This is a genomic window from Rhodococcus sp. 27YEA6 (assembly GCF_044908235.1).
GTDB lineage: Bacteria > Actinomycetota > Actinomycetes > Mycobacteriales > Mycobacteriaceae > Rhodococcus_F > Rhodococcus_F qingshengii.
In genome coordinates this window covers 54,593-72,861 of sequence record NZ_JBIYCY010000016.1, presented here as the reverse complement: position 1 = coordinate 72,861, position 18,269 = coordinate 54,593, and the positions used below count along the sequence as shown (strand labels likewise).

15 protein-coding genes are annotated in these 18,269 nt (G+C 63.6%); 7 read left to right on the top strand and 8 right to left on the bottom strand.

All coding sequences use genetic code 11. From position 1 onward, the window contains the following. Positions 1-20: 20 nt before the first annotated feature. Positions 21-605, bottom strand: a complete 585-nt coding sequence (locus tag ABH939_RS27820; protein ID WP_037129354.1) for a TetR/AcrR family transcriptional regulator — start codon at positions 603-605, stop codon at positions 21-23. Positions 606-731: 126 nt separating this feature from the next. Between ABH939_RS27820 and ABH939_RS27815 the strand changes: the two genes are divergently transcribed. The 3 genes from ABH939_RS27815 (at position 732) to dszD (ending at position 3,111) form a co-directional block, all read left to right on the top strand. Further along, complete coding sequence (locus ABH939_RS27815) at positions 732-1,835, top strand: membrane protein (RefSeq protein ID WP_003941129.1); 1,104 nt, start codon at positions 732-734, stop codon at positions 1,833-1,835. 15 nt (positions 1,836-1,850) lie between these two features. Beyond that, a complete protein-coding gene (locus ABH939_RS27810; protein WP_003941167.1) occupies positions 1,851-2,324 on the top strand; it encodes a YbaK/EbsC family protein in 474 nt (157 codons plus the stop codon). A gap of 208 nt (positions 2,325-2,532) precedes the next feature. Then, the gene (gene dszD / locus ABH939_RS27805) at positions 2,533-3,111 is read left to right on the top strand and encodes an NADH:FMN oxidoreductase DszD (protein ID WP_003941189.1); all 579 of its coding nucleotides are present in this window, start codon (positions 2,533-2,535) and stop codon (positions 3,109-3,111) included. A gap of 52 nt (positions 3,112-3,163) precedes the next feature. Here the strand turns inward: dszD and ABH939_RS27800 are convergent, their stop codons facing one another. Next, entirely contained in the window at positions 3,164-4,609 is a 1,446-nt protein-coding gene (locus tag ABH939_RS27800) for an NAD-dependent succinate-semialdehyde dehydrogenase (RefSeq protein ID WP_042922728.1), read from the bottom strand. 1 nt (position 4,610) lies between these two features. Further along, complete coding sequence (gabT, locus tag ABH939_RS27795; protein WP_007727077.1) at positions 4,611-5,975, bottom strand: 4-aminobutyrate--2-oxoglutarate transaminase; 1,365 nt, start codon at positions 5,973-5,975, stop codon at positions 4,611-4,613. 128 nt (positions 5,976-6,103) lie between these two features. On the opposite strand from gabT, the gene ABH939_RS27790 reads away from it, so the two are divergent. Then, a complete protein-coding gene (locus tag ABH939_RS27790; protein ID WP_209448309.1) occupies positions 6,104-7,621 on the top strand; it encodes a PucR family transcriptional regulator in 1,518 nt (505 codons plus the stop codon). On the opposite strand, the gene ABH939_RS27785 is transcribed toward ABH939_RS27790, so the two are convergent. From ABH939_RS27785 to ABH939_RS27770, 4 genes are all read right to left on the bottom strand, one after another. Beyond that, a complete protein-coding gene (locus ABH939_RS27785) occupies positions 7,598-10,789 on the bottom strand; it encodes an NAD-glutamate dehydrogenase domain-containing protein (RefSeq protein ID WP_404650469.1) in 3,192 nt (1,063 codons plus the stop codon). The genes ABH939_RS27790 and ABH939_RS27785 overlap by 24 nt on opposite strands. 127 nt (positions 10,790-10,916) lie before the next feature. Further along, a complete protein-coding gene (locus tag ABH939_RS27780; RefSeq protein ID WP_007727084.1) occupies positions 10,917-12,605 on the bottom strand; it encodes an NAD(P)/FAD-dependent oxidoreductase in 1,689 nt (562 codons plus the stop codon). Further along, positions 12,602-13,447, bottom strand: coding sequence for a carbon-nitrogen hydrolase family protein (locus tag ABH939_RS27775; RefSeq protein WP_063315099.1), 846 nt, complete (start codon positions 13,445-13,447; stop codon positions 12,602-12,604). The genes ABH939_RS27780 and ABH939_RS27775 overlap by 4 nt, the downstream gene beginning before the upstream one ends. 133 nt (positions 13,448-13,580) lie before the next feature. Beyond that, positions 13,581-14,216 (bottom strand): helix-turn-helix domain-containing protein, encoded by a 636-nt coding sequence (locus tag ABH939_RS27770; protein WP_082920573.1) that lies wholly within the window; start codon positions 14,214-14,216, stop codon positions 13,581-13,583. Between the two features lie 146 nt (positions 14,217-14,362). Between ABH939_RS27770 and speB the strand changes: the two genes are divergently transcribed. Continuing rightward, a complete protein-coding gene (gene speB, locus ABH939_RS27765) occupies positions 14,363-15,319 on the top strand; it encodes an agmatinase (protein WP_003941134.1) in 957 nt (318 codons plus the stop codon). Here the strand turns inward: speB and ABH939_RS27760 are convergent. Then, positions 15,283-15,957 (bottom strand): bifunctional 2-polyprenyl-6-hydroxyphenol methylase/3-demethylubiquinol 3-O-methyltransferase UbiG, encoded by a 675-nt coding sequence (locus ABH939_RS27760; RefSeq protein WP_037129351.1) that lies wholly within the window; start codon positions 15,955-15,957, stop codon positions 15,283-15,285. The genes speB and ABH939_RS27760 overlap by 37 nt on opposite strands. Positions 15,958-16,048: 91 nt before the next feature. On the opposite strand from ABH939_RS27760, the gene ABH939_RS27755 reads away from it, so the two are divergent. Together ABH939_RS27755 and ABH939_RS27750 are read left to right on the top strand one after the other, a co-directional pair. Then, the gene (locus ABH939_RS27755) at positions 16,049-16,504 is read left to right on the top strand and encodes a hypothetical protein (RefSeq protein ID WP_338927328.1); all 456 of its coding nucleotides are present in this window, start codon (positions 16,049-16,051) and stop codon (positions 16,502-16,504) included. A 163-nt stretch (positions 16,505-16,667) separates the two neighbouring features. Further along, positions 16,668-18,269, top strand: a complete 1,602-nt coding sequence (locus ABH939_RS27750; protein ID WP_338927326.1) for an ABC transporter substrate-binding protein — start codon at positions 16,668-16,670, stop codon at positions 18,267-18,269.

The window sequence follows — 18,269 nt, the reverse complement described above, 5'->3', positions numbered from 1 at the left end:
TTGCCTGTCAACCGAGCAACTCAGACGGCGGACAATCCTGCCCGCGCGACGGCGCCGGCGAAGAGTGCCGTCACGGCGGCACCCATGACACTCTGATCAACCTCTTCCGGATCCACGGAGTGTTCGAGAACGAGCCCGGATATCAACGCCATCAACGAGATTGCGGTTGTCCGCACGTCAAAGGAATCGTCCACTCCCCATTCACGGGCACGTTCGCCGATCAACTCCACGAGTTGGCTGCGCAAGTGGCGACGCTCACGTAAGTACGCCTGAGCGATCTGCGGATCACGCCCGGCGAGCACTCCGAATTCGAGGACGAGAAGCGACCACCCCGGGTCGTCGACCATCCACGTGGCAATGGCCTCGCCACCTTTGCCCGCCGCGTCGGACGGGTTCATCCCGGCAATCTCGGCGAGCACCCGGCCGGCCAGTTCGAGAGACCGTTGCGCGAACAGTTCGGCGAACAGATCCTGTTTCGACTCGAAGTTGGAGTAGACAGCCCCCTTGGTGAAGCCCGCTCGGCGAGCAACTTCAGTGAGACGTGCAGCACTGAATCCGCGCTCCGCAAACTCTTCCGCCGCAGCGTCGAGCAGTCTTTGCCGCACCACGTCACGTCCGGGGCGGGTTACCGGCGTCCAGTCCGGTTGACGAGATTCAGTCACGATACCTAGAGTATTCAATACCTCGGGTATTGACAAGCTCTTTACTTTCGACAAGATCAGGACTCTTTCGTGACCACTACGCATCCGGCACACGCCGCACCAGACAACAGCTCCACCCACGACGAACACCACCACGACAATCTGCTGGTGAAATACGGCGCACCCAAGGTGATGGCCGCGCTGTTCGTCGGCGTGCTCCTGCTGCAGATGGGCTTCATCCTCAGCTACGTCGCCGCCTTCCATCAGCCGACTCCGCGAGACATCGAAATCGCGGTCATCGCCGATCAGGGCACACCCGACGGCATGGATCAGCAGATCGCCGACAAACTCAACGCCATCGACGGCAGCCCGCTCGACGCTCAGGTGGTCGACAGCACGGCGACCGCTCGCCGCATGATCAACGACCGAGAGATCCAGGGCGCGTTTGTCATCAACCCGGCCGGGCCGGACACCCTGATCACCGCGAGCGCGGGCGGCAGCTCCATCGCGACGTCACTCGAAGCGGTGTTCACGAAGGTCGAGGCGACACAGGACCGACAGTTCGTCGTCCGCGACGAGATCCCCGTCGGAGCCCACGACAACCGCGGCCTCTCCGGCTTCTACCTCTCGGTCGGCTGGGTCGTCGGCGGCTATCTCCTTGCGGCAGCCATCGGACTGTTCATCGGTGCGCCGAAGACTCTCCGCCAGGCAAGCGCACACACGGGCGTGATCGCGATCTACTCGATCATCTCGGGAGCCCTCGGCGCCCTCATCACCTCACACGTACTCGGAACCTTCGCCGGCCACTGGTTCCCGCTCTGGATCCTGGGAACAGCCGTGGTGTTCGGCACCGCCATGTTCACACTCGGATTGCGCGCCGCCATCGGCGTTCTGGCAGTCCCGCTGGCTATCGCCGTCTTCGTGATCCTCGGCAATCCCAGTGCGGGAGGCGCATTCGGCTCCAACGTGATTCCCTCGTTCTATGCCGCCATCGGCCGGTGGATCACACCCGGCGCCGGCACCGAAGGCGTGCGGAGCATCGTCTACTTCAACAACGTCGGCGTCGGCCAGCCTGCTCTGACGCTTTTCCTTTACGCGCTGATCGGTGCGGTCATGCTGTTCGGCTTCACGATCCGCCGTAACCGAAAGTCCACCGACACGACGCCGACTCCAGCTGTGGCGAACGCCGACTAGTCCTAGTCTGAACTCATGACGAGCCTCCTCCACCCCAACGCCTCGCACGTCGCCGAAACACTGATCTCGCGGGGTCACCACGGCGTCATCGTCACGCAGCCCGACGCCACGCACACCGCGGCCGAGGCAGCGGCGGCCGTCGGGGTGGAGGTAGGCGCGATCACCAAGTCACTGGTGTTCCTTCTCGACGACGATCCGGTCCTGCTGCTGGTCTCCGGCGCGCATCAGGTGAATCTGAAGGCCACCGGCGAACGCCTCGAAGGCAAGCTCACGCGGGCGCCGCTGGAAATGGCGAAGTCGGCAACGGGCCAGCCGATCGGTGGGGTCGCTCCGCTCGGGCATCCCACCAACCTGCCCACCTACATCGATACAGCCCTCGAGCAGTACCCCGAATTGTGGGCAGCCGCCGGGCACCCCAACACGGTCTTTCGCACGACGTACTCCGAACTCCTCCGAATCACCGCCGGCCTCGCCGTCGACATGGACTGAAGCACTTCAGCCAACCCGGTCCGAAACCACTCAGACGTGCGTCCACCTATAGTTAGACGCACCATGTGCACTGCAACCAGGACCCCGGCCGGCAACCACTGGCGTCGACGGCACGTAGATCTGTGCCGCACCGACGCATGTCTGTGTATGCCGAGCGCAGTCACCTCGACCACACCGCACACCTCGAGTTCCAGCCGGAGAGTTCCCGTTGTCTGACAAGCCGAATGCCGTTTCCAGCCACACCACCCCCGACGTCCCCGAAGTAGCGGCGACGCCCGAGTTGTCCACCGGCATCTGCGCCGGTGACTACCGCGCTGCGCTTCGCCGCCACCCCGCCGGTGTCACCGTCGTGACCCTCGATTCGGGTACCGGCCCGGTGGGTTTCACCGCCACTTCGTTCTCGTCCGTCTCCCTCGAGCCGCCGCTCGTCTCGTTCAACATCGCGGAGACGTCGTCGAGCATCAATGCACTCAAGGCAGCCGAGTCCTTGGTGATCCACCTTCTCGGCGAACATCAGCAGCATCTGGCCCAGCGCTTTGCGCGTAGTGCCGATCAGCGTTTTGCAGACGAGTCACTGTGGGCAGTGCTCGACACCGGGGAGCCGGTGCTGCACGGCACCCCCAGCTGGATGCGCGTCAAGGTCGACCAGCTGATCCCTGTTGGCGATCACACGCTGGTCATCGGACTCGTCACGCGGGTTCACGCCGAAGAAGACGACGAATCCGCTGCCGCACCGCTGCTCTACCACGAGGGCAAGTACTACCGCCCGACTCCGTTAGGTCAATAGACAACTGTGCGCCTTTATTAACCGCCCGCGGTTAATAAAGGCGCACAGCAAGTTAGAGCGCTACGTACTTGGTATCGAGATACTCGTCGATACCCTCGGTTCCGCCTTCACGGCCGAAGCCCGATTCCTTCACCCCACCGAACGGCGCGGCAGCATCGGAGATCGCGCCGCGATTGACGCCGACCATGCCGGTGTCCAGCTTGGCCGAGACGCGCATCGCACGGTCGATGTCGCGGGTGTAGAAGTACGCCACGAGACCGTACTCGGTGTTGTTCGCAGCCGCGATCGCTTCGTCTTCGGTGTCGAAACCGACCACTGCCGCAACGGGTCCGAAGATCTCTTCCTTCAGCAGGCGCGCGTCGGCGGGCACCTGGTCGAGGACCGTCGGGGTGAAGAAGAACCCGGGGCCTTCGGGTGCCGATCCACCGGTACGAACGCGAGCACCCTTGGACACGGCGTCGTCGACGAGTCCGGTGACGGTTGCGAGCTGCTTGGTGTTGATCAGCGGTCCGATGTTGGTGCCCTCGGCGTCACCGGCGCCCACCTTCAAGGCCGCAACCTTGGCGGTGAACTTGTCGGTGAACTCTTCGCGCACCGAGTTGGCGACGTAGATGCGGTTGGCCGCGGTGCAGGCCTCGCCGCCGTTACGCATCTTCGCGAGCATTGCGCCGTCGACAGCTGCGTCGATGTCCGCGTCGTCGAAGACGATGAACGGTGCATTGCCACCGAGTTCCATCGACGTGCGGAGCAGCTTGTCAGCAGCATTGCGCACCAACAACTTTCCGACGCCAGTGGAGCCGGTGAAGGTGACCTTGCGCAGACGCGCATCTTCCATCAGCGGTCCACTGATGGAGGCCGCGTCGGACGTCGGGAGGATCGAGAGCACACCGTCGGGCAGACCGGCATCGGCGAACACCTGACCGAGGAGCTGCATGGTCAGCGGCGTGTCCTCGGCGGGCTTGACGATGATGGTGCAACCGGCAGCCAGCGCCGGTCCGATCTTGCGTGTGCCCATGGCGAGCGGGAAGTTCCACGGGGTGATCGCGAGGACCGGTCCGACGGCTTCCTTGGTGACCAGGATGCGACCGTTGCCGGCCGGAGCCTGCGTGAAACGTCCGCCGATGCGTACTGCTTCCTCGCTGAACCAGCGCAGGAATTCGCCGCCGTAGTTGACCTCACCGCGGCTCTCTGCCAACGACTTACCCATTTCCAGGGTCATCATCAGCGCGAAGTCCTCGGCGCGGGCGTGCAGCAATTCGAAGGCGGTGCGCAGGATCTCGCCGCGTACACGTGCTGGAGTGGCCGCCCAGTCTTCCTGCGCCGCAGCGGCGAGGTCGAGCGCACGGATACCGTCGGCAGCGGTGGCGTCGGCTACCTGGGCGAGTTCCTCACCCGTTGCCGGGTTGTAGACCGCAAAGGTCTTCTCGGCCGGGACGAGCTTGCCGCCGAGCCAGAGACCCTTGGGTACCGAGTCGAGAAGATCCGAGACGTTGGACATGTCAGTTCCCCTGTGCTGCAGTGCGGATGGCGGTCTCGAGGACGGTCAACGCGTCGTCGAGCAGCTCTTCGGAGATGACCAGCGGCGGGAGCAGACGGATGACGTTGCCGTAGGTACCGCAGGTGAGGATCACGACGCCGGCAGCGAGGCATTCGGCGGCGATCTTCTTGGTGATGTCGGCGTCCGGCTCCTGCCCACCGGGCTTGACCAGCTCGATGGCGAGCATGGCGCCGCGACCGCGAACGTCGCCGATGACGTCGAGTTCCTTTGCCAGTGCGTTCATTCGGCCGACGACGGTCGACTCGATGGTGCGTGCGCGGCCACAGAGGTCGAGCTCACGCATCTGGTCGATGGACGCCAATGCAGCGGCGCAGGCGACGGGGTTACCGCCGTAGGTGCCACCGAGGCCGCCGGGGTGGACAGCGTCGATGAGCTCGGCGCGGCCCGTGACAGCGGCGAGCGGCATGCCGCCTGCGATGCCCTTGGCGAGCGTGACCAGGTCGGGCACGATGCCCTCGTGATCGCTGGCGAACCAGGCGCCGGTACGAGCGAAGCCTGCCTGAACCTCGTCGGCGATGAAGACGACGCCGTTCTCCTTGGCCCACGCGACGAGCGTCGGGAGGAATCCTTCTGCGGGAACGATGAATCCACCCTCACCCTGAATGGGCTCGATGAGGATGGCGGCCGTGTTGGCAGCGCCGACCTGCTTCTCGATCATCGTGATGGCGCGCTGTGCGGCCTGCTCACCGGTGATCTTGGAGCCGTCGACATTGAGGCCCTCGCGGTACGGGTAGGACATCGGGACGCGGTAGACCTCGGGGGCGAACGGACCGAAGCCGCTCTTGTACGGCATGGACTTCGAGGTCAGTGCCATCGTGAGGTTGGTGCGGCCGTGGTACGCGTGGTCGAAGACGACGACTGCGTCGCGACCGGTTGCGTGACGGGCGATCTTGACGGCGTTCTCGACGGCTTCTGCGCCGGAGTTGAACAGCACGGAACGCTTCTCGTGGTCACCGGGGGTGAGTTCGGCGAGACGCTCGGCGACCTCGACGTAGCCCTCGTACGGAGCGACCATGAAACAGGTGTGGGTGAAGTGCGCGACCTGATCCTGAACTGCGGACACGACGGCCGGGTTGGAGGCGCCGACGCTGGTCACCGCGATACCGGCACCGAGGTCGATCAGCGAGTTGCCGTCGACGTCGACGATGACTCCGCCGTCTGCGTCGGCGACGTAGACCGGGAGGGTGGATGCGACGCCGGCGCCGACGACCTTCTTACGGCGTTCGGCGAGCGCAGCCGAGCGCGGGCCCGGGAACTCCGTGACGATGCGACGCTCCTGCGGAAGCCGGTATTCGATTGCACTCATGTGACCACCCTCTCGGTTGTGTATTGCATTCGAGTATGCGACGCGCGAAGCATCGCAAGCACTGCCGAAATGGATACCCGGAGCTCCAGGGCTACTCCATATCGGCAACGACAGCTAGCCTTGATCAGGTGACGGTTCCGATCTCGTGGCTCTTGCGCCAGAAACACCTCTCGCTGGCTCTGCTCACCGACCGAGCAGCTGCCACCCACCCCGTCACGTTTGCGCAGGCCACAGAGCTGACGGACCCCACCCCGTGGCTTTCCGGCGGCGAATTGGTGCTCACCACCGGGCTGGCACTGGTGGGCGCGGACGCCACCGACTACAGCGAGTACATCGACCGTCTGGCCGCCGCAGAAGTATCGGCTCTGGGTTTCGGGACCGGCCTTTCCCACGAGAGTGTGCCCACAGACCTGATTGCCGCCGCCCGCAGCCGCGGACTCCCCCTGCTGGAAGTGCCGTTCACGACCCCGTTCGCGGCAGTCACGCGCGCGGTGATGACCCGTCTGAGCCAGCAGGAATACGAATCGGTACTCCGCGCGGCAGAAGTACAGACGCGCATCACCCGCGTTGCACTGCGCGGTGGCGTGTCGGCGATCGTGCGTGAACTGGCCACGGCCACAAAAACTTCGGTGGCGTTTGTCGGTGATCGGATCACCGCGGTGCATCCGGCAAACCAGAAGTCGTTGATCACCGAGGTTCGCGCGGTCGCGGCCACCACCCGCGATCCCAACGCTCCGGCGTCGATCTCGCAGAGCACACCCGAACGGACGCTGACACTGTCCCCCGTCGGCGTCACCGACAGCTGGCACGGCTACCTCGCCATGGCGGGCGCCGGGCCCCTGAGCAATATCGACAGAGTGTTGCTCGGGCATGCGGTCTCGCTGCTCACTCTCGAACTCGAGAAACCGGTTCGACTACGGGCCGAGCGAACTCGACTCAACGCCATGGCTTTCGGGCTCTTACTCGACGGCCGAATCCCCCAGGACGGTGTGCCGTCGTACTTGGACGAAGCGAGCGACACGCACGGCAACATTCGTGTCGTCCACGTTCGCGGATCCGGACTCGGCCCCGTTCTTCGCGAACTCGACAACGCTCTCGCGCGAGCAGGCCGGCCGTTGTTCGCGCAATCCGAGGACGGTTCGCTGACCGTCCTCCTCCGAGGAACCGACACAATCGACACCGCCAAAACACTACTGGCGCAGCTCTCCCCCACCGAAGCGAAAGCCGTGCGTGCCGGAATCAGCACCCCTCACCGTCTTCTGGACGCACCGCGCGCACTCGTCCAGGCCCGCGCCGCGGCCAATCTCACGACGGCCACTGCCCGCATTCTCGAGTTCGACGCTCTGAGTGGTTCGACGATTCTGGCATCCGAGCCTGCCCGTGACGCACTGATCGCAATGGCAGCGGACACCATCCCTGTGCTGACGGAACACGACCAGGCACACGGAACCGCACTGGCCGCGTCTTTGCGCGCCTATCTCGAGGCAAACGGCCAATGGGAATCGGCCGCAGCCGAACTCGGTGTTCATCGGCACACCCTCCGAGGTCGCATCGCACGCATCGAGGAACTGCTGCAATGCGACCTCGGACAGGCCAGGGTCAGAGCCGAACTGCTGCTATCGCTACTCGCCTGGGAGGGCCGCTGAACCCTCCTCCGCGTGCACCGAAGCGAAGCTCGACGCACCGCGGACGAGTAGTTCGAGTTCGGCGTCGACCGTGCAGAGACGGGCGGTGTCCAGCGCTCCACTGCGGCTCACGCTCGACATCAAAGCCGTGAACCGGCGCACCGCTTGCGGATTGGCGGCGGTCCACAACTCGACGACCTCCGGAATACCTTCACCGAGCGCACCGGACACGAGGTCCGCGAAACGCGCCGTCAACCTGGCATGGACGGCAGCGCTGCCCATGACCTCCCAATGCGAGGCACCGACGGCGACGTCGACGCCGCCGAGAACATCGCCCAGATCGAGAGCGTCGGAGAGTTCCCGATAGATCGCGGCTGCGGCCGCGGCCGTCGTATTCTCCTGCAGTGCAATGTCTGCCAGGGCGAGTGCTCCGAAAGACGCCTCGATGCGCTCGCTGGCCGGCAAACCGTCGGTGAGTTCCCGCACCGGGGCTGCCCACCGATCGATGTCGGCGCGCGGGTTCACGGTGAACCGGCCGGCAGCACCCGGGCGGCGCAACACCCAGCTCATCTCGGATTCCAACAACTGCTGCAAGCGATCGAGAGCCTGCAACTGCTCGGTGGCGCGCAGCTCCGAGTTCAAGATCTCGCGCCGAAGTTCCTCGGTGCCGAGCACTTCGCTGACCACTGCGTAGGCCAGAGCCGCTTCCGGACTGTGGACTCCGAGGTGTTCCTCGAGCCGGAACAGCACGCCGGGTCCGACGCGGTTGACCAGTTCGTCGACAACCGAGGTGATGATGATGTCGCGGCCCAACCGATGTGCGCGGACTGCGTCCGGTGCGGCCTCGACGACGGAGAGCGGGAAGTACTGCGGGAGACGATCGGCGAAGATCTGATTGTCCGGGACCGTCGATGCGCCCAGTTCCGCCGTCAGTACGTTCTTCGACTGCGCCACCAGCACAGCAAGTTCCGGCCGCAGGAGACCCTGCCCGGCACGCGCCCTGACCGCCAGCGCCTTGGCGTCGGGCAGAGATTCTTCCAGTCGCTTCATGGCGCCCGCCGAGACGAGGTTCTCGATCAACCGCTCGTGCTGATCGAGCAGGGCCGGTGCGCGGTGCTCGGCCAGGCTGATCGCGAGGGTCTGATCTTCACTGGCCTCGAGCACCGATGCGGCCACCTCGTCCTGGGCCGCCGCGAGTAGTTCATTGCGCGAGGTCGAGTCCAACGCCGCGAGTGCGATCTTGATGTTGACCTCACGGTCCGAGGTAGCCACGCCGGCCGCGTTGTCGATGAAGTCGGCGTTGATTCGGCCACCGCCAGCGGCATATTCGATGCGGGCACGCTGGGTGAAGCCGAGGTTGCCGCCCTCACCGACCACCGTCGCACGCAACTCGTCAGCGCTGACGCGAACTGCGTCGTTGGACGGATCGGCCGCGTCGACGTTGCTTTCGGTCGACGCTTTCACGTAGGTACCGACGCCACCGTTCCACAACAGGTCCACCGGAGCACACAGGATCGCTCGGATCAGTTCCTGCGGGGTCAGCTTCTCCTCGATGATTCCGAGGGCCGCACGCGCCTCGAGCGGAAGGCGGATCGACTTCGCGCTCCGCGGCCAGACGCCACCACCAGGCGACATCACGGTGCGGTCGAAGTCGTCCCAGGACGAGCGCGGCACGGTGAAGAGGCGAGCGCGTTCGGCAAACGTCGTCTCGGTGTCGGGGTTCGGGTCGATGAAGATGTGGCGGTGATCGAATGCCGCGACCAGACGGATCTTGTGCGAGAGCAACATTCCGTTGCCGAACACGTCGCCGGACATGTCCCCGATACCCGCGACGGTGAACGGATCGGTGTCGACATCGAGGTCGCGCTCGGCGAAGTGCCGTCGAACCGCTACCCAGGCGCCGCGAGCGGTGATGCCCATCGCCTTGTGGTCGTAGCCGGCCGAACCGCCGGAAGCAAAAGCGTCGCCGAGCCAGAAACCACGCTCGACGGCGATGCCGTTCGCGACGTCGGAGAACCGCGCTGTCCCCTTGTCTGCTGCCACGACGAGATAGGAGTCTTCACCGTCGTACTCGATTACTTCTGCCGGGTGTACCGCAGCGCCGTCGACGATGTTGTCCACCACGTCCAGCAGGCCGCGAATGAAGGTGCTGTAAGACTCCTGCACCTGCGCCGGAGTCGGTGACGACGTGCCCCGAACCACGAACGCGCCCTTGGCTCCCGAAGGAACGATCGGCGAATTCTTCACGCTCTGGGTCTTCATGAGACTCAGAGCCTCGGTGCGGAAGTCCTCGTATCGATCCGACCAACGCAGGCCACCACGGGCGACGGAGGAACTACGCAGATGCACGCCTTCGACATTGGGTGCGCTGACGTAGATCTCGCGGAAGGGAACGGTCTTCTGCGGAGTGGAGAGCAACTGCGAGTCGATCTTGAACGACGCGTACGGTAGCGGTTCGCCGCTCTCACCGCGCAGGTACCAGTTGGTGCGCAGAGTCGCCTGCAGGAACGAACGCACGCCGCGCAAGACGCGATCCTCGTCGAGAGTGTCTGCACCGTCGACTGATTCGTCGATAGCTGCCGTTGCGGTAGCCACAGCTGTCTCACGCACACCCGCCACGGCGGGGTCGAAACGCGCGGTGAAAAGTTCGATCGCCTGCCGTACGAAGAGTGGCTTCGCTGCCAACACTCCGACGATGTAGCTCTCGGACAACCCGATACGAGCCTGAGCGAGGAAACGGCACGCAGCGCGCAGCAACTCTGCGTCGCGCCACGTGATGTCTGCTCGTCCGATCAGACTGGAGAATGCGTCCATCCGGGTCTGTCCGGCGATGACGGCTTCGAAGGCGTCCGCCATCTTCTCCAGCGCACTGCCGTCGAAGGTGCTCGGCTCGAAGGTGAAGTAGTGCGCCGAACCCAGAACGGTCGGAAGGGGGCGGTGCGTCGAAACTCGGAGTCCGAGGGACTCGAAGTTCTCGCACAGATCGGAGAGGGAGGGCTCTCCGGACGGCCACAGCACCACGCAGGTCAGATCGTCACTGTTCAGGTTGTCACCCTGACGGAAGACGAGTCGCTGGCCCGCTGCGGCCAATTCGGCGACCAGTTCGAGCGCCGGGTCACCGGATCGATCACCGCCTGCCGGTCTCGATTCTGCAGCTGCGGTCTTGGTCGCCGATGATGTGCTCGCCATTGAACACCCTCCTGGAAATTATTGGATCCGAACACTTTCCAGTGTTGCGTGGATCACCGGAAAGAGGTCGTGCCCGATAGGAGTACCAACCCCCATCGGGCACGACATTTCGGCAGTTGCGGTGAGCTCAGTCGCCCAACCTGATCGGAGCAAGCTCCTCGAACACGTCGCCGGGTCCGGGATTCTCGGCAGGCGCAGCGCCGCCGAGATGGTTGACGACGCCCCATACCGCGTTGATCGCGGTCTGGATCGCGCCCTCAGCCCAGCCGGCGGTCCACGACACGTCGTCACCGGCGAGGAAGATTCCCCGATGACGCGGTTCGAGATCATTCTGCACGAAGTGGGAGAACAGGCGCTCCTGGTAGCGGTAGTGCCCCGGAAGGTTCGCCTTGAATGCGCCCATGAAGTCGCGCTCGGTTTCCCACGACAGCGTCACCGGGCTCGAGATGATGTGGCTGCGGAAGTCAACGCCGGGGTAGATCTCTTCGAGAGAGCGCAGCATGATGTTCATGCGCTCGGTGGCGTCGAGCGCCAGCAGCTTCAGCGAATCGTCCGACCAGGTGTACGACAAGCAGATCAGGCCTGGCTTGCCCTCGCCTTGATCCAGCAGGTAGGTGCCGCGACTCATACGGTCGGTCAGTGTCATCGACACCGAATCACGGCCGGTCACGGGGTCCTTGTCCTTCCAGAACGGGCGGTCGACGAGAACGAACACCTTGGTCGAACCCATGTAGTGAGTTCGCTCGATCGCAGTCCAGTGGTCGATCGGGAACAGATCGTCGTCACACCTGATATTGTTCAGCAGCATCCAACTCTGCACTGTCACAACGGCACTCGCATACGTGCGAATGAAACCTTCGGAGTCGGTGACCGTGATGTTGCCGGGCTCGGTACGCCGGAGTTCGGTGACGCGGGGACGCGTCTCACCGTCGTTGAGCGAAGCGACCGTAGTACCGGCAGGCCAATGCGCCATGTGCGCCGGGGCGCGGTTCCACAACCGCATCGGCAGCTGCTGCGATCCACCGACGATGCCGCGGTGGTCGTCGTCGGCGGCCGTGATGACCACACGAAGGATTTCGAGGATCGAGTTGGGGTAGTCGGTATCCCAACCGCCCGTACCGAATCCGACCTGCCCGAACACTTCCCGCATGTGGAAGGACTTGAAATGCTTCGACGCGGCGAGGAATCCGTAGAACGTCTGGTCGTCGTAGCGCACCACGAGGTCGTTCCAGATCCGCTTGATTTCTGCGGTGTCGCGGTCACGAATGGCCTGCTGCAACGGAATCAGATCGGCATGCTCTTCGAGAGTGCGCTGCCAGGCCTGCGCCACCTCGGTGTAGATCGGCGGCAGATCCTCGAGAGTGTGCGCGTAGTGGCTCTCGCCCTTGAGATCGATGACGGTGCTCGGCGTGACCTCGGCAAGGGGATTGGGGAACTCTTCGGTCTGCAGACCCAGTTCGTTCAGGTAGTGGAACAACGTTGTCGACGACGGTGGGAAACGCATTGCGCCCATCTCGGCGACAACCCCGGGGTGCCCGTCGAACTCGACCGACCGCATCCGGCCACCGATCTGATCAGCTTCGTAGACAATCGGTTTGAGACCGATCTTGAGCAACTCGTAGGCCGCGATCATGCCGGAGAGTCCGCCACCGATCACGGCAACTTCTGTACCCAGTGCCAGATCGGGCACCGAGCCGAGTCCCGCCGGACTGGAAACGTAGTCGTCGTACGGGAACGGAAAATCCGGTCCGAACATCGTGAGGGGCGGCTGCTTGCCGGGTTCCGAGGAACTGTCCGGAGCTACTGGGATGGTCATCTACGGTTCTCCTTGGAGACAGTCGTGACAGGAAGGTCTGGATACAGATCGAGGCGTCGATCGTCGAGATGTGTATTGAGAGTGCGCGATTGCGCGACGGTGGCGGCGGCGATGTCCGCGAAGAGCAATTCCTGGTCGCCGCCGGCCCTCGCCAACTCGGCACCGTCGGGCGCGATGGCGCACGAGAGACCGCAGTAGGTCAGCTCGGTTTCGGCGCCGCAGCGATTGACGTAGGTGACAAACATCTGACTCTCGTATGCGCGGGCCGGAACCACTTGCTGCGCAATGTGTTCGTACGGAGTCATCAACCCTGTCGGCACGATGAGCCATTCGGTACCGGAGTCGGCATGGGCCCGAACCGCTTCCGGAAATTCCACGTCGTAGCAGATCAACAATCCGCAGCGGATGCCCTCGAAATCGAACCCGACCACCAGGGTCTCACCTGGCCGAAAGTGCTCACGGTCGAGCGTGCCGAACAGATGCGTCTTGCGGTAGTGCGCAAGCGAAGTGCCGTCGCGGTCCACCACCTGCACGCTGTTGTAGACGTCTCCCCCGTCGAGTTCGGGGTAGCCGTAGACGACTGCGATGCCTGCACTTCGAGCAATCTCGGCGACGGAATCGAAGATAGGGCCGTCGGCCGGCTCCGCGCGTAGCGACACCAGTTCACCGATGTCGTAGCCGGTTGCGGACATCTCCGGCGTCAGCAGGATCTTCGCACCGGATGCCGCAGCCTCGCGGGCAGCAGTGTCGATTGCAGCGAGATTGAACTCCACCGACGCAAAGGTGTCCGGGGTGGTGAGCGGACCTTGGAACAGGCCAACTCGAACTGAATCGACATGCATGGTGCGCTCCTTCAGGAGTTCCGTGACGCCAATTTTCGACGGTGTGTGTGACGGGGACAACTACCAGCGTGACGGGTGCCGCCAATCATGTCAACTCTTGTTTCCTAAGAATCAACATTCACGGATTCGAGTCTCACGAAGACGACGCGCGGGGCCCTTCCGGCAATGCCGGATTCAAGACCCACAGAACCTTCGCCAGAACCGAGCCTTCGGCCTGAAAACTATGGTTGTGCGTCGGCGTGAATGTGAAGGAATCGCCCGCCGCAAGTACGACGTCTTCGGCATCGACGGCCTCACCGTTCGGATCCGTCCGACCGCCCTCGAACGAGACCCGCAAGCCGCCCTCGAGCACGTGCACGAAGTTCACGTCGATCGGCAGACTGTAGAACTCCCGACCACTTCCGCCGCCTGGTTCCAGCTCGCCCAGCAGCACCTGAATTCGACGCTCGTTGGTAGGCGTGAGCAGGTACTCCGTCATCTTTTCGCCACCGAAGCTGATTTGCGGCATGGCGTCGGCGCGGACCACTTCACCGGCGGACGCATTCTCGAACAGGGATCCGACAGGGATCTCGAGCACCGCGCACACCTTGATCAGGGTCGCCACCGACGCGTTGACGTGATCGCGCTCGAGTTTCGAGAGATACCCCTTGGTCACACCACAGGCCTCGGCCAGGTCGTCGAGGGTCAACCGCTTCGATTGACGTGCCGCCTTGAGCCTCGCCCCGATGCGCGGTCCGATCGGCTCGACCGCTTCCTTCGCCTTGGCCACTGAACCCACTCCTTCACGACCGCCGTGTCCCTTTCAGGAAACAGGGGTTGACAACCGAGCCTCTTGAAGAAACCATACTTGCTCAGAGAGCTACATCACTGAAGGGCGCCCGGTGTGCGCCGAATCGAGAGCAGGGACCTCTGCACATGGCTACCAACAACCCCGGATCGTTCATCGGACCCGTCGACGCCACGCGCGTCCCCCGCTACGCCGAGCCGACCACCTTTGCGCGTCTCCCGCGCCTGGACGAGGTCTCGCGCGCCGACGTGACAATCCTCGGCATCCCCTTCGATTCGGGTGTCAGCTACCGCCCCGGTGCCCGGTTCGGTCCGGGGCACATCCGCGCTGCGTCGAAGCTGCTGCGTCCGTACAACCCAGCGCTGAAGGTCTCGCCCTTCGCCAACCAGCAGGTAGCCGATTTCGGCGACATCGGCGTCAACCCCTTCGACATCCAGGAAGCTCTCACGACGGTTCAGTCCGCCGTCACCGACCTGCGCGCCGACGGTTCCTCCGTGCTCACGCTCGGCGGCGATCACACCATCGCACTGCCGATCCTGCGTTCACTGGCCCGCGATCACGGCCCGATCGCCGTCCTGCACTTCGACGCTCATCTCGACACCTGGGACACCTACTTCGGTCAGCCTTTCACCCACGGCACCCCCTTCCGCCGCGCCAGCGAAGAGGGCCTGATCGACATGGAGCGTTCGCAGCACATCGGCATCCGTGGACCGCTCTACAGCGAGAAGGACCTCGAAGACGACCGCGTCCTCGGTTTCCAGGTGATCCGCAGTGACGACTACGAGGTCGACGGCGTCGCCAGCATCGTCGAGCGCATGCGTAAGCGCCTCGACGGTGGCCCGGTGTACGTCTCCGTCGACATCGACGTACTCGATCCCGCCCACGCTCCGGGCACCGGAACACCCGAAGCGGGCGGCATGACCTCTCGCGAATTGTTGAACACACTGCGTGGGTTGGTGGGACTCAACGTGGTCGGCGCCGACATCGTCGAGGTAGCGCCGGCGTACGACCACGCCGAGATCACCGGTATCGCAGCGGCTCACGTCGCTTACGAGTTGCTGTCGGTACTCGCACTCAATCGCTGAAGCAGCACAACGGTATCCGTCGTGTGATGCATCTCGGGGTTCGCGGGAAGATCACGTTCCCGCGACTCCGAGACCAACACCTTCCAACCATCGGTGAACAGCGACTCCACGTATTCGGGTGTATGGAGCATGGCCCGATGGTGCTCGGTCGGCGACTCGTGAGGTGAGTGGCCCACGATCAGCAAATGCCCGCCGGGCGCGACCAGATCTCCGAGAGCACGGAACAATTCCCCGCGCGCGGGTTCGAGCATGTGGAAGAACTGCGCGGACACCAGATCGAACGAGCGCCCCTGCGGATCCCACTTCGTCAGGTCGGCTTCCAGCCATTCGATGTCGACGCCCTCGCCCTCGACGTGAGCCTGGGCGCGGCCGAGCGCAACCGACGAGATGTCGGTGCCGGTGACCTTCCACCCGCGACGCGCCAACCACAAAGCGTCGGCACCTTCGCCGCAACCGACGTCGAGTGCCGTGCCCGGTTCCAGGTCGGAGGCTTCGGCAATCAACTGTGGGTTGGGATTTCCGCTCCAGCGCGCGGGGCGTTCCTCGTACAGCGAGTTCCAGAACTGTGCGTCCGCCTTGGCGTACGGATTCTCGGTGGTATCGGAGTTTTCGTGGTGATTGTGGTGTTCGTTGCTCATGCACCCAGGATGAACGACCTTCCACAACTCACGCAACCATCTTTGCTGAAACAGCAACTTCTCCATTTCGACGCCCTGCTAACGTCACGTCGTGGCCGGTGGATTTCCCGTGTTTCGTCTCTACTGCAGCTCAGCAGGCCCATACGTTTTGTGTTGTGCGCATTTCCCCGAGTTCACCGGTTCGAACTCGGACGAAGAGTTCAGCGTCCAGCAGAGCTTCGACCGCGCAGTCGAGAAGATTCTGCGCTATGCATCCTTCGAACCGACTACCTTGACTTTGGTCGGCGAGCAGCAGGGCTATCCCGTCGGAGACCGACTGTTCGATTTGACAGTTCCGCGTACCGGAACCGTCTCGTACGCGTTCCAAGAAGCCGGACCGCCGTGGATCGTTCTCGGCCTTGATGTTTCGGCGGACGAATTCTGGTCCGAAATCGACGACGACGCAGACCTCCACGGTCTCGGCCCCACCTCCCCGTTGAGGTCAGTTCCAGCAACCGTGCTCACGGAGACCGGGTGGCCACGACGAAGTGACCTCGACTCCCCGTGAACTGAACCAGAACTCCAACCTTCGTGAAATCGAACAAAAATCCGCCCGATTTTCGTGAGGATCGACCGAGATGCCCGTCACGTCCTACGCCAAGATTTAGCGGTCACACTCGACTGCGCCCTCACGATTCACTCCCGGGCCCCGGCTCCTTCACGGAGGCACAATGAAACACCGCTCCTATTCGACGCTTGCCGCGACCGCGGGGCTCGCGCTCGTATTGTCGGCTTGCAGCTCGGGAGGCACGTCCTCGGGCTCCGGCGGCGGTGAGCCTCTGACTGACGGAACCTTCCGGTACGCGTTGCAAGGCGATCCGGGTGCACTCAACCCGATCATGTCCGGCTCTGCGGCAACCGCGGAAATTTCGAAGCTGGCGTACGACTCCCTGGTCTACCAGGATCCTGAAACCAGTGAATTCAAACCATGGTTGGCCGAGAAGTGGGAAGAAACGCCGACCTCCGCGTCCTTCACCATTCGTGAAGGCGTGACCTGTACCGACGGGTCGACGCTGACTGCGCAGACCGTCGCGAACAACATCAACTTCGTAGCCGATCCAGCCAAGGGTTCACAACAACGCGGCACCACAGTTCCCATCGGCGCTTCGGCCACTGCCGATCTCGCCACCCGCACCATTACGGTAACCACTCCGGCGCCGACCCCGTTCCTCCTCCTCACCATCAGTCGCCTCCCGATCATGTGCGATGCCGGACTCGAAGATCCGACCGCCTCGAACAACAAGTCGCTGGGCTCCGGCATGTTCGAAGTCACCGAAGTCTCGGCCAATGACCACTACACGTTCGAGCGTCGTGACGGTTACAGCTGGGGGCCCGACGACACCACCTCCGACACACCGGGTGTCCCCAAGACAGTCATTGCTGTCATGGCACCCAATGTCAGCACCGCAGCAAACCAGCTTCTCTCAGGCGAACTGAGCGCATCTCCGATCGCCGGTCCGGACAAGGATCGCATCGATGCCGCCAATTTCGACTCGGTCCAGCGCCCACTTCCCGCCGGTCAGATGTACTTCAATCAGATTGCGGACAATCCGACCAGTGATCCCGCCGTTCGAAAAGCTCTCGTCCAGGCTGTCAATCTCGACGATCTCGCTGAAGTCATCACTGGCGGCCAGGGCACCCGTGCAACAAGTCTTGTCTCCGTCGAGCCCCGAGCCTGTGTGTACGACTCTGTCGCAGGCAACATTCCGGACTTCGACCTCAGCGCAGCAAAGGCAACACTGGACGCTGCAGGTTGGACCGCCGGCTCCGACGGCAAACGAAGCAAGGACGGAAAGCCGCTGACCCTCCGCCTCTTCTACGCTGCCGGCGAAGATGCGCGCAGCGCGGCAGCCGAGCTCACCCAGTCGGCATGGTCCGACCTCGGTGCGACCGTCGAGGTGACAGGAGCCGACCAGACCAAGGTTGTCGACGTCATGCTCAGTGGCAAGGACAACAACCAGTGGGACATCGCGTGGATCCAGATCAACAATTCGGTTCCCAGCGGGTTCGTCCCGTTCTTCTCCGGTCCTGCTCCGGCAGCAGGTAAGAACTTCTCTTCGATCAACAACCCCGCCTACGAAGCAGCCGTTGCCAAGGCCTCCGGTTTGACCGGCGACGTAGCATGCGCGGAGTGGGCAGACGCCGAGTCACAGATCACCAAAACGGTGTCCGCAGTCCCGTTTGCAGATACGGTCTTGAGCTTCTACTTCAACAAGGCCGGACTCGCATTCGGTAAGACCTTCATCGGTTCTGCGTTGCGCCTCTACCAGTAG